Origin of the sequence: Nocardia sp. NPDC050712 (assembly GCF_040654295.1) — a bacterium.
Lineage (GTDB): Bacteria > Actinomycetota > Actinomycetes > Mycobacteriales > Mycobacteriaceae > Nocardia.
Genome location: NZ_JBFAHT010000003.1, coordinates 534,456 through 548,327, shown reverse-complemented (window position 1 = coordinate 548,327; position 13,872 = coordinate 534,456). Strand labels below are relative to the sequence as shown.

At 67.9% G+C, this 13,872-nt stretch carries 10 protein-coding genes; 6 read left to right on the top strand and 4 right to left on the bottom strand.

Annotated features, from left to right (window positions below):
* Positions 1-23: 23 nt before the first annotated feature.
* Positions 24-1,304, top strand: coding sequence for a YibE/F family protein (locus AB0H76_RS23045; protein WP_357329825.1), 1,281 nt, complete (start codon positions 24-26; stop codon positions 1,302-1,304).
* 63 nt (positions 1,305-1,367) lie between these two features.
* On the opposite strand, the gene AB0H76_RS23040 is transcribed toward AB0H76_RS23045, so the two are convergent.
* Both AB0H76_RS23040 and AB0H76_RS23035 read right to left on the bottom strand, forming a co-directional pair.
* Positions 1,368-2,840 (bottom strand): Hsp70 family protein, encoded by a 1,473-nt coding sequence (locus AB0H76_RS23040; protein ID WP_357327465.1) that lies wholly within the window; start codon positions 2,838-2,840, stop codon positions 1,368-1,370.
* A 147-nt stretch (positions 2,841-2,987) separates the two neighbouring features.
* A complete protein-coding gene (locus AB0H76_RS23035; RefSeq protein ID WP_357327462.1) occupies positions 2,988-4,310 on the bottom strand; it encodes a UDP-glucose/GDP-mannose dehydrogenase family protein in 1,323 nt (440 codons plus the stop codon).
* Between the two features lie 287 nt (positions 4,311-4,597).
* On the opposite strand from AB0H76_RS23035, the gene AB0H76_RS23030 reads away from it, so the two are divergent.
* The 4 genes from AB0H76_RS23030 to AB0H76_RS23015 all read left to right on the top strand — a co-directional run bounded on the left by AB0H76_RS23030 (position 4,598) and on the right by AB0H76_RS23015 (position 8,232).
* Positions 4,598-5,095, top strand: coding sequence for a hypothetical protein (locus tag AB0H76_RS23030; protein WP_357327459.1), 498 nt, complete (start codon positions 4,598-4,600; stop codon positions 5,093-5,095).
* A 78-nt stretch (positions 5,096-5,173) separates the two neighbouring features.
* On the top strand, positions 5,174-5,710 hold the full coding sequence (locus AB0H76_RS23025; RefSeq protein WP_357327457.1) for a YdcF family protein: 537 nt from the start codon (positions 5,174-5,176) through the stop codon (positions 5,708-5,710).
* A gap of 141 nt (positions 5,711-5,851) precedes the next feature.
* Positions 5,852-7,081, top strand: coding sequence for an acyl-CoA dehydrogenase family protein (locus AB0H76_RS23020; RefSeq protein WP_357327454.1), 1,230 nt, complete (start codon positions 5,852-5,854; stop codon positions 7,079-7,081).
* Positions 7,081-8,232 carry an acyl-CoA dehydrogenase family protein gene (locus AB0H76_RS23015; RefSeq protein ID WP_357327452.1) on the top strand — a complete coding sequence of 384 codons (1,152 nt, stop codon included), beginning with the start codon at positions 7,081-7,083 and terminating at the stop codon, positions 8,230-8,232. Before AB0H76_RS23020 ends, AB0H76_RS23015 begins: the two co-directional genes overlap by 1 nt.
* Before the next feature lie 67 nt (positions 8,233-8,299).
* Here the strand turns inward: AB0H76_RS23015 and AB0H76_RS23010 are convergent, their stop codons facing one another.
* Positions 8,300-11,662, bottom strand: a complete 3,363-nt coding sequence (locus AB0H76_RS23010; protein ID WP_357327449.1) for a heterodisulfide reductase-related iron-sulfur binding cluster — start codon at positions 11,660-11,662, stop codon at positions 8,300-8,302.
* A 496-nt stretch (positions 11,663-12,158) separates the two neighbouring features.
* Between AB0H76_RS23010 and AB0H76_RS23005 the strand changes: the two genes are divergently transcribed.
* Positions 12,159-12,917: a hypothetical protein gene (locus AB0H76_RS23005; protein ID WP_357327446.1), complete on the top strand. Its 759-nt coding sequence runs from the start codon at positions 12,159-12,161 to the stop codon at positions 12,915-12,917.
* 100 nt (positions 12,918-13,017) lie between these two features.
* Here AB0H76_RS23005 and AB0H76_RS23000 read toward each other — a convergent pair whose 3' ends face one another.
* Positions 13,018-13,839 (bottom strand): NRDE family protein, encoded by an 822-nt coding sequence (locus tag AB0H76_RS23000; protein ID WP_357327443.1) that lies wholly within the window; start codon positions 13,837-13,839, stop codon positions 13,018-13,020.
* Positions 13,840-13,872: the final 33 nt, after the last annotated feature.

The following is a 13,872-nucleotide window of genomic DNA, read 5'->3' as shown; positions in this document are numbered from 1 at the left end:
AAAATGAAATCCTTTAAGCTCGGCTGGTGACGGAGCACCATCATCACCACCACGACCATTCCGGACCCATCGCGATCGGCGACACCGCGGCGCGGGTGGTCATCGGGCTACTCACCGTCATCGGCATCGCTGTCGTAGCCGGCGCGTTCCTGCTCTGGCCGAGCAAGCAGCACATCGACATTCCGCTGCCCATGCAGAACGCGGGCGGCGGCGCGGTGCAGACCGAAGCGGGCACCGTGCTGGCCCAGGACATCGGCGCCTGCGGCAGTCCCTCGATCGGCAAGGTGTTCGCCGACAAGCCCGACGCGCCGCGCAGTGCCGGTTACGACTGCCGCCGCAGCCTCATCAGCATCGATTCCGGGCCGCACGAGGGCAGCAAGACACTGCTCGAAATCGCGCCCGGGCCAGGCCAACCCGAGCTGAAAGCCGGCGACGAGATCCGGCTGGTGCGGCAGGCCGATCCGAACGGGACCCCGCTCTACTCCTTCGAGGACTATTCGCGCGGGCTGCCGCTGCTGCTGATCTTCCTGATCTTCGTGGTGGTGGTCATCGTGGTGGCGCGCTGGCGCGGCTTCCGGGCGCTGCTCGGCCTGGTGATCGCCTTCGCGGTACTGGTCGGATTCATGCTGCCCGCGATCCTGGACGGGAAGCCCGCGATTCCGGTCGCGCTGGTCGCGGGGGCGGCGATCTTGTATGCGGTCCTCTATCTGGCGCACGGGGTTTCGCTGCGCACCAGCTCCGCGCTGCTCGGGACGCTGGCCTCGATGCTGCTGGCGGCGGTGCTGTCCTGGGTGGCGATCGAGATGACGCACCTGACCGGCCTGTCCGAAGAGCAGAACACCAACGTGGCCACCTACATCGGGCACGTCAGCATCACCGGGCTGCTGCTGGCCGGATTCATCATCGGCTCGCTCGGAGTGCTCAACGACGTCACCATCACCCAGGCCTCGGCCGCGTTCGAGCTGGCGTCGCTGGACCAGGGCGCCAGCCGCCGGGAGATCTTCGCCGCCGCCATGCGGGTCGGGCGCGACCACATCGCCAGCACCGTCTACACCCTGGTGCTCGCCTACGCCGGTGGCGCGCTGCCGTTGCTGCTGCTGTTCAGCGTGGCGGGTCGCTCCATCCGGGACGTGCTCACCGGCGACGCGGTGGCCATCGAGATCGCGCGCTCCTCGGTCGGCGGTATCGCGCTCGCCCTGTCGGTGCCCTTGACCACGGCCATCGCCGTGATGCTGGCGCGGCCGTTCGGGCGCGGGCCCGCGGCGCCCGCACCGCCGCGGCGCGCACGGCACGCCCGGACCTGAGCGAACAGCACAGCGCCCCTCTTGCTTCGGCAGGAGGGGCGCTTGTCATCGATCCGTCCGGTCTCAGCCCGCCGGCGGGGGACCGGGGAACAACTCCGGCGGGATAGTCGGCACCACGATGGGCGGAAGGAACGGCACCGTAAAGGTATTGGGGCCCGGCGTGGGCGGCGGCGGTGTCGTGGTGGTGCGACGCGGGGGCGGCGCGACCGCCGACTCCGTCTCGGTGGTGGTGGTCGCGGGCGCGACCGCGATCTGCGGTTCCAGGGTGGTGGTGCGCGGCACGCTGGAGGTGGACGCGGGCGTGGTGCCCTCGCTGCTGTTCGAATCGCGGGTCAGCACCTGCTGGCCGTAGCCGAGGCCGATGCCGATCGCGGCGATCACCACCAGGGCGGTCACCGTGAGTACGGCGCCGTTGAGTTCGCGCTTGCGGCGCGGCCGGCCGGCCAGGGCGTCCGGGAGATCGTCGTAGTTCTGCCTGCGCGCCTGGGGCGCAGGGGCCGCACCCCAATCCTCGCCCTGCTCGTCGCTCCCCAGCCAATCGTCGTCGGCGAGATCGTTCTTGCGCTTGCGCCTGCTCTTCTTCGGTGGCGCGGACAGCCACGCGGGCGAGAGTTCTTCGTCGTCGAAGGGCTGCTGCTGTGTGGGGGCCGGTGCGGCCGCCGGCGCGACGGCGGGGCGGGCGATCGGGCGGGCCAGAAGTGCGGCGCCGCGGACCGTGACCGTCTCGGGATTCTCCGGGACGATGACCGGCACGCCGATCCAATGCTCGAGCACCTTGGCGACCAAGGGGATCCGGGCGCAGCCGCCGATCGCGAGCACGCCCTGCACCGGGCGTTGGGCGCGGGCGACGACATCACGGGTCATCCGGGCCGACGACTCGACCGCCGTCACGATCAGCGCTTCGAAATTCTCCTGGGCGAGCAGGACCAAGCCCTGTTCGCTCGGCAGCGCGACCGCGGTGTTGGACGAAAGCTGTTCCTTGGCTTCGCGGCACAGCGCGTCCAGCGCGGCCAGGCCGACCGGATGCTGCGGATGCGCGATGCGGCCCGAGGCGATCTGCTGCTCCCGGATCAGCGAATCCAGGTAATCGCCGCTGATCTCGCTGGTGCGCTCGGTGTAACGAACCTCACGGGTGTGGGTGTCGACCACGCTGACCGTCAGGCCGGAACTGCCGAGATCGTAGACGACCAGGCAGTTGATGCCGCGGATTTCGCCTGCCGCCATGGCGTATTCGAGGGTCGCGAACAGCTCCGGGACCAGCTCGTAGTCGGTGAGCTGCTGGCGGGCCATCGCGGCGCGGACCGCGCGGGCCTGCTGCTCACCGCGGTAGGCGATGGCGGTGGCACGGATATCGGGGGTGGTCTCCAGGGTGACGCCGACCGCCTCGGCGGCCAACTCCTCGCCGCGATGATCGCGCACCGCAATGGTGTGCAGGTCGAAGCCCTGGGGATGGATGGGCTGGTGGGGATTCGCGGCGTGTGGGCGCGCCAACCGAACAGCGCCGGCCCCCACCGAGACTCCCAGTACCGAACTCATCAGTTGCCCATCTTGTTTCACGCTTCCCGACATGCGAGCCTGCGTCACCGCGGCGTGAGCCAACAGCGACTGCACGGGACCTTACCGGCGATGATCAATCCCGCTCAAGCGCCCCGTGCCCTCATTCACGTAGCGATCGGTGCAACTTTACGGTGTGCCGAGACCCGCGTACACCCATCCGGCTGCTCTCCAGGTGGCACGATTGAGACAGTTCCGACCGTCGATGATGGACCGCGCCCGCACCACCCGGTCCAGTTCCGCGGGGCGCAGCGCGGTGAATTCGTCCCACTCGGTGAGCACCAGCACCACGTCGGCGCGATCGCAGGCCTCGGCCACCGAGGTGGCGTAGTTCAGGGTCGGGAAGACGCGGCGCGAATTCTCCACGGCCTTCGGGTCGTACACGGTGACGACCGCGCCGTGCAACTGGATCATGCCCGCCACGTTCAGCGCGGGGGAGTCGCGCACGTCATCGGATTCGGGTTTGAACGCGGCGCCGAGCACGGCCACGTTCGCGCCCAGCAGCGAGCCGCCACAGGCGCGCGCCGCCATGTCGACCACCTTGGTGCGGCGGCGCATATTGATGTTGTCGACCTCGCGCAGGAACGCGACGGCGTGATCGGCGCCGAGTTCACCGGAGCGGGCCATGAAGGAGCGGATGTCCTTGGGCAGGCAGCCGCCGCCGAAACCCAGGCCCGCGTTGAGGAATCGGCGGCCGATGCGGGCGTCGTAGCCGAGCGCGTCGGCCAGCATGGTGACGTCGGCCCCGGTCGCCTCGCACACCTCCGAGACCGCGTTGATGAACGAGATCTTCGTCGCCAGAAAGGCATTGGCCGAGGCCTTGACCAGTTCGGCGGTGGCCAGGTCGGTGAGCAGAAAGGGCACCTCGTGCTCGATCAGGTCGGCGTAGGCCTCGCGCACGAGCTTCTCGACCCAGGAGGAGTTCTCGCGCTCGCGGTCCACGCCGAGCACCAGTCGGTCCGGGCGCAAGGTGTCCTGGACCGCGAAACCCTCGCGCAGAAACTCCGGATTCCAGGCCACCTCGACATCGGTCGTGGTCAGCGCCCGAGCCCGATTGCCCAGCGCGGCAGCGGTTCCCACCGGCACCGTCGATTTCCCGACGATCACCGACGGACGCTCCAACAGCGGCGCGAGCGTATCCACCACGGCATGCACATATTTCAGATCCGCCGCGTACTCACCCTTCTTCTGCGGCGTGCCGACCCCCAGGAAATGCACCTCCGCGTGCGCGGCCGCCTCCGGATAGGAGGTGGTGAACCGCAACCGCCCCGCATCGAGGTTGCGCCGCAACACCTCCTCCAAGCCCGGCTCGTAGAACGGCACCACCCCATCGGACAGCTTCGCCACCTTGCCCGGGTCGACATCCACCCCGATCACGTCGTGCCCGAGCTCGGCCAGGCACGCCGCGTGCGTAGCCCCGAGGTATCCGGTTCCGAAGACTGTGCAGCGCATGATCGATTGGTAATCCGCCACAGTGGCCACCCCCCGACCTCGAGGCAAGGCTCGCGGCAACATCAGATGTACAGGCGGTGCGCGACGGCTATGACGCGCGCTCCCGCGGCCCGCAGAGCAAACCGGAAGTCGGATTGTCCCCTATGGGCGATTAGGGAAGTGCTCTCGAGAATTGTTGAAACGCAACACTATTGAGCGTTTCGGAGGAGCATCTTGGCACCGCGTCAACTCCTGTCGGGGGAGCTCACGGTGCGGCCCGATCGCCAATTGTTCCAGGAGTATGGGATATGAATTTTCCGCAACAACCGCCCAAAAAGCGCACCCCTGTCTGGGTGTGGGTGGTCGCTGTGTTCGGTGTGCTGTTCGTCCTCGGCACCATCGGCAACGCTGTCGGTGGCGGTAAGAAAGACGCGACGCCGATTACCGCGGCTGCCTCCGCGGCTCCGAGTGCGGCCCTGGTCGCGCCCATCACCTCGGCCACGCCACCGGTTGTACCCACGGTCGCCCCGCGTTCGACGACTTCGGTGGCGCCGGCCGCGCCGGCCGCGGCGCAGGTGGCAATGCCGAGCGTTGTCTGCATGAACTTGCAGGCCGCTCAGAACGCTATTCAGGCCGCGGGTGTGTGGTACTCCCGGTCGACCGACGCCACCGGCAAGGGCCGGATGCAGATTTCCGACCGCAACTGGATCGTGGTCTCGCAGGCGCCGGCACCCGGGGTGCTCATCGGCGAAGGTGACGCGGTGCTGTCGGTGGTCAAAATCGGCGAGCCGAACTCGTGTAGCTGAGTGCAAGGTGCCGCGCGGGCGGTGACCTGCGCTGATGCTTGATCGCCGCGGGGCGGGATGGGCTCTAGCATCGTGGCGGTGCGCCGGAAACGAACGACTGTGCTCCTGCTCGGCTTCGTCGTCACGCTGGCGATCGGGGTGACCGCGCTGTGGCCGGTCTATGTGCGTCCGCGCACCGATCCGCCCGCGACCGCCGACGCGATCCTGGTGCTGGGTGGGGCGCACGACGGTCGCGAACAGCTCGGGTTGCGCCTGGCGCGGGAAGGCTACGCGCCCTGGGTCGTGTTCTCCGATCCGTACACCAACAGTGCGATGATCAATCGGATCTGCCACGGCGGCTACAGCTTCCGGGTCTCCTGCTTCGATCCGTCGCCCCGCACCACGCGCGGGGAAGGCCGGGAATTGGCCCGTCTGGCCCGCGCCAACGACTGGCAGCGCGTCATCGTGGTCACCTTCACTCCGCACATCTCGCGCGCCCGCTACATCCTCGGAAAATGCTGGGCCGGCGACATGCTGTTCGTCGACCCCCGCCCGCACCTGTCGGTAGTCCGCTGGGCCTACGACTACCTCTACCAATCCGCGGGCTACCTGAAGGCCGCCCTCGAGGACTGCTGAACTGCGCGGACCCAGAACGCCTGGTCAACTGCGGGCGGGTGGCATCAGTTTGATTTCCGAGGTGAGCGGGCTTACATTGGCGACAGGTGGGCCGGTTCTGGCCTGCGGTAATGCAGTGTGGCAACCCCTCTGGGAGAGCAGATGGAATACGACTGGTCAGCGGATGATCTGGCCTTCCGGGATGAGGTGCGGGCGTTCCTCGAGGCGCGGCTGACGCCGGAATTGCGCCGCGCCGGGCGGCTGGCGACGAGCGTGTACCCGGACCACGAGGACAGCATGCGGTGGCAGCAGATCCTGCACGAGCGCGGCTGGGCCGCCCCCGCGTGGCCGGTCGAATTCGGCGGCCAGCCCTGGAGCCTGACCCAGCACTACATCTTCGGGCGGGAACTGACACTGGCCGGCGCCCCGCTGCTCTCGCCCATGGGCATCCGGATGGTGGCGCACGCGATCATCGCGTTCGGGACCGCGGAGCAGAAGGCCTACTACCTGCCGCGCATCCTGACCGGGGAAGTGTTCTTCTGCCAAGGCTATTCGGAACCGGAGTCCGGCTCCGACCTCGCCTCGCTGAGCATGGCCGCGGTCGAAGACGGCGAGGATCTGATCTGCACCGGCAGCAAGATCTGGACCACGCACGCGACCGAGGCGAACTGGATCTTCTGCCTGGTGCGCACCTCGCGCGCGGGCAAGAAGCAGCAGGGCATCACCTTCCTGCTCATCGACATGACCACACCCGGCATCGAAATCCGCCCGCTGGTCATGTCTTCCGGCGAAGAGGTGCAGAACCAGGTCTTCTTCGACAACGTGCGGGTCCCGAAGGCCAACGTGCTCGGCCGGATCGACGAGGGCTGGACCGTCGCCAAATACCTGCTCATCCACGAGCGGGGCGGCGCGCTCTCGCCACTGCTGCAGGTCCTGGCCGAGGATGTGGCGACCGCCGCCGCGGAACAGACCGGCCCGGACGGCAATGCGCTGATCGATGATCCGGCGTTCGCGCGCAAGCTGGCCGAAGCCCGGATCCGCACCGAAGTGCTGGAGATCCTGGAGTACCGCACGCTGTCGGCGATGGCGCAGGGCAAGAATCCCGGCCCGGCGTCCTCCATGCTCAAGGTGCTCGGCACCGAATTGAGCCAGCAGCTCACCGAATTGAAGCTGGAAGCCGCGGGTCCGCGCGGGCGGGTCTACCAGCCGCACGCCACCAAGCCGGGCGGGCCCGTAGCCGAATACACCCCGCCCGCAGACGGTTACGTCAGCGGCGCGGACTGGCAGGCGGTCGCGCCGCTGCACTACTTCAACGACCGCGCGGGCTCGATCTACGCGGGCAGCAACGAAATTCAGCGAAACATCCTCGCCAAAGCAGCATTGGGGCTCTGATGGACTTCTCACTCAGTAAGGAGCAGGAACTCCTGCGCCAGGCACTCGCCGGATTCCTCAGCGCCCGTTACGACTTGGAACGCAGCCGCGCCGCGGTGAAGACCGGCGCGGGCTGGCAGCCCGAGGTATGGCGCGGATTCGCCGACGAGCTCGGCATTCTCGGCGCCACACTGCCCGAGGACGTGGACGGGATGGGCGGCGGGCCGGTCGAATTGATGGTCATCGCCGAGGAACTCGGACGCGCGCTGGTCGTCGAACCGTTCGTCGACACCGTGGTGATCGGTGCGGGACTGCTGCGCCGCGGCGGCGGCAAAGCGGCGGAAGACGTCCTGCGGCAGATCGTCGCAGGGGAGGCCCGGATCGCGTTCGGCGCGTTGGAGCCGACCTCCGGCAGTACCCTGCACGACGTCTCGGCCACCGCCCGCTGGGACGGTGACGAGTGGGTGCTCGACGGCACCAAGGTCGTGGTGACCAGCGCGCCGCTGTCCACCCACCTGATCGTCGCGGCCCGCACCGCCGGCGCACGGCGGGACAAGGACGGAATCTCGCTGTTCCTCGCCGAATTCGACGCCGCCGCCCCGCCCGCGGGTGTCACGGTGCACGCGTACCGGACCATCGACGACCGCTTGGCCGCGGACCTGGAGTTCACCGAGCTCCGGCTGCCCGCCACGGCCCTGCTCGGCGCCGAGGGTGCGGCGTGGCCGGCGATCGAGGCGACCGTGGACGAGGCCATCGCCGCGATCTGCGCCGAAGCCGTCGGCGCGATGAGCAAGGTGCTCGCCGACACCGTCGAATACGCCAAGCAGCGGCAGCAGTTCGGCGTGCCGATCAGCAGCTTCCAGGCGCTGCAGCACCGCATGGTCGATATGTATATGGAGCTCGAACAGGCCATCGCCGCCACCTATCTGGCGATCTACTCACTCGGTGGGAGCGCGGCGGCCCGCGGACGGGCCACCTCGGCGGCCAAGGTCACCATCGCCCGCGCCGCGCGGTTCATCGGCCAGAACGCGGTGCAGTTGCACGGTGCGATGGGCATGACCGAGGAATTGGCGATCGGCCACTACTTCAAGCGGCTGACGGCGATCGAATCCGAATTCGGTAGCAGTGACGCGCACCTCGCGCGGTACGCGGCGTTGACGAAGGCCTCTTAGTACTGCCGGCTCAGCAAACAGTTCGGCCCCGGATCCTGGAAGGGATCCGGGGCCGAACTGTTCTGCGCTAGTTCTTGCGGCTGCCCGGCGCCTTGGCGCCGGACTTGAATCCGAGGCCGCCGGGCTTGGCGGTCGGCGGCGCCACGGAGGTGCTGCCGTTGCCGTTGGCCGGCTGATCCGCCTCGGCGGCCGGCTCCTCGGGAGCGGTAGCCGGTGCTTCCTCGGCCGGGGTGGGCTCCGCCGGAGCCGTTTCGGCGGGAGCCGAGTCAGCCGGGGCCGTTTCGGCTGAAGCTGCCTCGACCGGAGTCGCTTCGACCGGAGCCGAGTCCGCCGGGGCCGTTCCGACCGGAGCCGCCTCTGCCGACTCCGCTTCTGCCGACTCCGTTGCTGCCGGAGCCGCTTCGGCGGGAGCCGCAGCGCCTGGAGCCTTCGGCCCGGGTCGCTTGAACCCGGACTTCATGGCGAGGCCCTTGGCCGCGACCGTCGGCTTGATCTCTTCGGCCTGGGCCGGCACCGCCTCGGCGACAGGGGCTTCCGCGGGCGTTTCCGCCGGAGCAGCCGGCGCGGCGGCCGGAGCCTTCGCCCCCGGAGCCTTCGCGCCGGGCGCCTTCGCCTTGCCCTTCATACCGAGCCCCTTGACCGGGGGAGCGGCCGGAGCCTCGGCGGCCGGAGCCTCCGTGGCCGGAGCCTCGGCAGGCGCCGATTCCTCCTTGGCGCCGGGCGCTTTCGCCGCACCCTTCATCGCCAGACCCTTGCCGGGCGCCTTGGCCGGGCCCTTCATGGCCAGACCCTTGACCGGAGCCGCGGGCTTCTCGTCGGCGGCCGGTTCGGCAGCCTTCGCACCGGGCGCCTTGGCGGCACCCTTCATCCCGAGCCCACCGCCCGGCGCTTTCGCCGGACCCTTCATCGCGAGACCCTTGACCGGAGCCGCGGGCTTCTCGTCGGCAGCGGGTTCCTCGGCCTTGGCGCCGGGCGCCTTGGCGGCACCCTTCATACCCAGACCGCCACCGGGAGCTTTCGCACCCTTCATGGCCAATCCGCCACCGGGCGCCTTGCCGCCCTTCATCGCCAAGCCACCACCGGCCGGCTTGGCCGCCGCCGGGGCCGGAGCCTCCGCCTCGGCCACAACCGGTTCCGGCTCCGGCTCGGGTTCGGCCTCGACCTGCTTGGGCTCCTGAATGACCACCAGGTTCTCACCCAGCTGCTTGGCATCCACGCGGGTGATCGCATCCAGCATCAACTGCGAAACATCGACGACCTCGACCCGATCGGCCGCGTCGATATCGTCCTGACGCGCGGTCACGCCATCGGAGAGCATGACCCGGCAGAACGGGCAACCCGTCGCGATCTTCGTCCCCGCACCCGGCGAGGAATCGATCGTCGCCAGCGCCTCGTCGACCCGGTCGACGTTGATCCGCTTACCGAGCTGCTCTTCCATCCACATCCGCGCGCCACCGGCGCCACAGCACATGGAACGTTCCCCGTGGCGCGGCATCTCGATCAACGTCGAGCCCGAGGCCTCCATCAGCTCACGCGGCGCGTTGTAGACCTTGTTGTGCCGGCCCAGGTAGCACGGATCGTGATAGGTGACGTTCTGGGTCACCGAGGCCACCGGCACCAGCTTCTTCTGCCGCACCAGGCGATTGAGCAGCTGGGTGTGGTGCACCACCTCGTAGGTGCCACCGATCTGCGGGTACTCGTTGTTCAACGCGTTGAAGCAGTGCGCGCAGGTGACCACGATCTTCTTCTTGGCCTGCTCCACACCGTCGAAGACCTCGTTGATGGTCTCGATGTTCTGCTGGGCCAACTGCTGGAACAAGAACTCGTTGCCCGCACGCCGCGCCGAGTCACCGGTGCAGGTCTCACCCTGGCCGAGCACCATGAACTTGGTGCCCGAGGTGGCCAGCAGCTCGGCGACCGCCTTGGTGGTCTTCTTCGCCCGATCCTCATACGCGCCGGCGCAACCGACCCAGAACAGGTACTCGTACCCGTCGAAGGAATCGGCGTCACGCCCGTAGACCGGGATCTGGAAGTCCATCTCGTTGATCCAGTTGAGCCGGTCCTTGGCGTTCTGGCCCCACGGGTTGCCCTTGTTCTCCAGGTTCTTGAACAGACCCGCCAGCTCGGAGGGGAACTCCGACTCGATCAGCACCTGGTAGCGGCGCATATCGATGATGTGATCGACGTGCTCGATATCGACCGGGCACTGCTCCACGCACGCGCCACAGGTGGTGCAGGACCACAGCACCTCGGGATCGATGATGCCGTGCACATCCTCGCCGCCGACCAGCGGACGCTCGGCCTCGGCCTTGGCGGCCGCCGAGATCTTGGCCAGCTTCGCCTCGTCCGGCTTGCCCTCGGCGTCGACCAGGCCGACCTCGTCGCCGCCCGCGTCCTTGCGGCCACCGGCCAGCAGGTACGGGGCCTTGGCGTAGCCGTGGTCGCGCAGCGACATGATCAGCAGCTTGGGGGAGAGCGGCTTACCGGTGTTCCAGGCGGGGCACTGGGACTGGCAGCGACCACACTCGGTACAAGTGGTGAAGTCGAGAATGCCCTTCCAGGTGAAATCCTCGAACTTGCCGGCGCCGAAGACCGCGTCCTCGCCGAGATCCTCGACGGCTTCCAGGTCGACCGGCTTGCCCTCGATCGTCAGCGGCTTGACGGCGCCCAGCGCGACGCCGCCGTCGTCCTCGCGCTTGAAGTAGATGTTGGGGAAGGCCGAGAAGCGGTGCCAGGCCACGCCCCAGGTGATGTTGCGGCCCACCAGGAACAGGAACAGCGCGCCGGAGAGCAGCTTGATCAGCGCGAAGATCGACACCATGACCGGGCTGGCGGGCAGCAGCTTGGCGACCTGCTCGGTGAAGAAGTCGGACCAGGTGTGGGATTCGCCGTAGGTCGCGATCTTGCCGGCCTTCACGAAGATCATGCCCAGGCCCTCGACGAGGACGATGGACTCGATCACGTACGCGGGGCCGAACTTGGAGCCGCTGAAGCGGGACAGCCGTTCGGGCACGCGCGGATGGTTCAGCTGGCGAATGATGATCAGCGTGACGATGCCGACGACCGTTCCGATGCCGAGGATCTCGTCCACCAGGTGGTAGATGCCCCAGCTGCCGATGATCGGCCAGTGGAAGTGCGGGTCGACGACCTGCCCGTATGCCTCGAACCAGAGGATGAAGCCGGCGAGAAAGCCGATCATGACCAGCCAGTGCGCCCAGCCGACGGTGCGGAATTTGTTCATGCGCGTATGCGCGAGGAACTCCACCATCATCTGCTTGAAGCGCGGAATGAACGGCCGCCACCGATCCGGTGCACTCTGCCCGAGCATGACTGTGCGAGCGATCTTGCGGACGCCGCCGATGAACGACGCCCAGCACACGAGGGTGAGCGCCGCCCCAATCACGCCCAGCGTCACTGTCAGGGCATTCATGTCGCGACCTTTCTCTAGAGGCAACACGAGCTGTTGTGGTGACCTACCGACCACCGGTTGGCTCGTATCGTAACCGCCAGTAAGTTACCCACCGGTAACTTACTCGACTCATTGTAGGATCGGCCGTTGCGGAGAGCCCCCTCTTCCTGGGGCTTGACCTGCAAATTGCTTGTGAGCAAATTCACTCGACCGATACCCATCCCTCGTGAGTCCGGGCGAAACACCACCGTAAACGTCGACACTCGCGCTCCTGGCGGTAAGGCCAGGCTTAGTACTCGGTGTTGTATCGACTCGTAGCTGAAACGTGCTGATCGCGTAATGGATCTCGCATCTTTGCTTCGATTGGATTACGCTCGGACCGTTCTTGTTGCATGCGCCTGTCTTCACACTGCTCGGGGAGAATCCGGTAGGGCCCAACCACCTTTCGGATTGAAGAGCGATCTCGCGTGATGAAGGCATGGCTCGCGAACGACCCTGATGAAGGATTGGAAACTGAATGAACTTCCGCAGAACCACCGCGGCAGCCGCGTTGGTCATCGGCGCGATGACCATTGCGGCTGGAACCACTAACGCCGAACCGGCCGCGGCGGCCCCTGCCGAGGACATCAAGTACTCGGTGAAGATGGTCGACAAGACCACCGTCGTCACCAAGCTCCTCAACGGCACCTTCGACCTGTCGAAGGTGGAGGAAATCGCTGACGGCGCTGTAGAACCCACGACCACCGAGGTCGCCACCATCAAGGACCGCGCCGGCAATGTCGTCATGACGATGCCGATGAAGTTCTCGGTCGCGGGTATCGACATCCCGGTCAAGCCGGTCGTGAAGGAAGACGGCACCACCCTCGAGCTGGTCCCGGAGCGTCCGGCGAACCTGCCCGAGGCCCAGCCGATCAACTCGGTCGCGCTCAAGCCGGTGGCCTCGCCCATCGAGAACCAGCGCGCGATGAACGAATTCACCACCCAGTTCGGTCTGGCCACGGCGGTCGGCGGCTTCGTCGGCACCGCGGTCGGCGCGATCATCGGCGGCGGCATCGGCATCGCGATCGGTGCGATCCAGTGCGCCACCGTCGTGCTGTGCATCGCGGCGATCCCGACCTTCGCGGCGCTCGCCGGCATCGGCGGCGTCCTGGGCACCATCGCCTTCGGCGCCCCGGCGCTCGGCCTGGCCGGCATGGATCTGCTCAACACGATGCAGGCCGAGCCCGGCACCAGCAAGTGGAGCGATCAGAACATGAACGGCAACAAGCCGAAGTAAGCACGCACCGAACACAAGTGGCCCGCCCCTCGATGGGGGCGGGCCACTTGTGCGTTGCGGGCAAGTTTGCGTCGCGGGCGACTGTGCGCGGCAGGCAAATTCAGTGCGGCAGGTCGATGGTGCCGCGGAACGCCACCGCGCCCGTGCGCCGCCCGCACCGGCCGAACGAGCGCTCGGCCATCTCGAACGTGCCGTCCTCGCGGACCAGCAGCACCGTGCTCGCCCGGGTCCCGTGCACCAGGTGCGCGACGAACCGCGCCGAGACCGCCCGCTCGAAGGCCGGCTCGATCCCGGTGTCGGGCAGTTCGTCGTCCGGGGCCTCGGTGCGGTCGGCGAGCACCTCGAAATAGCGGTCCACCGCGCCGGGCTCGGTTTCGACGACTTTGCGCAAGCCGTCGACGCCGTCGCGCACCTTCGGCCAGATCGGTTCCGGGGCGCTCGATTCGGCCGAGGCCAGGTAGCGCCCATTGGACAGGCCGTGGAAGCCGGGCGCCAATTCGCGCGGCGGCGCGGCACTGCGGTTGGAATGCCACCAGAGCGATCGCAGATCCGAGGCCACCACGTGGTACCCGTTGTAGTCGTCCGGTGCGGCAGCGACGTCCTGGAGGTACTTTCCGGGGGCGCCACGATCTTGGTCGCGGAGGTAGTCCAGCAGCAGGGCGCCCCGGGAGCGCGCGTCCGGGCGTTCGTCGCGCGGATTGCGGACATTCGTCACCGCCGCGAAGCGCCCCGCGTCCGCGGCCAGCCCGAGCCAGGTGCCGACGGCGCCGCGCGCGCCGAGATCGCGTCCGGCCAGCACGCCGGGCGCCTCCGGCCACCAGCGCATCGGTTCGGTGGGCCGGGTATAGAACTCGTCCCGGTTCGCCGCGACGATCAGCCGGTACTCCGGATGCGCGCGCCAGCCGAGCAATACCAAACACATACCTTCAGCGTGCCCCACAAAAGAGAAAAGGCC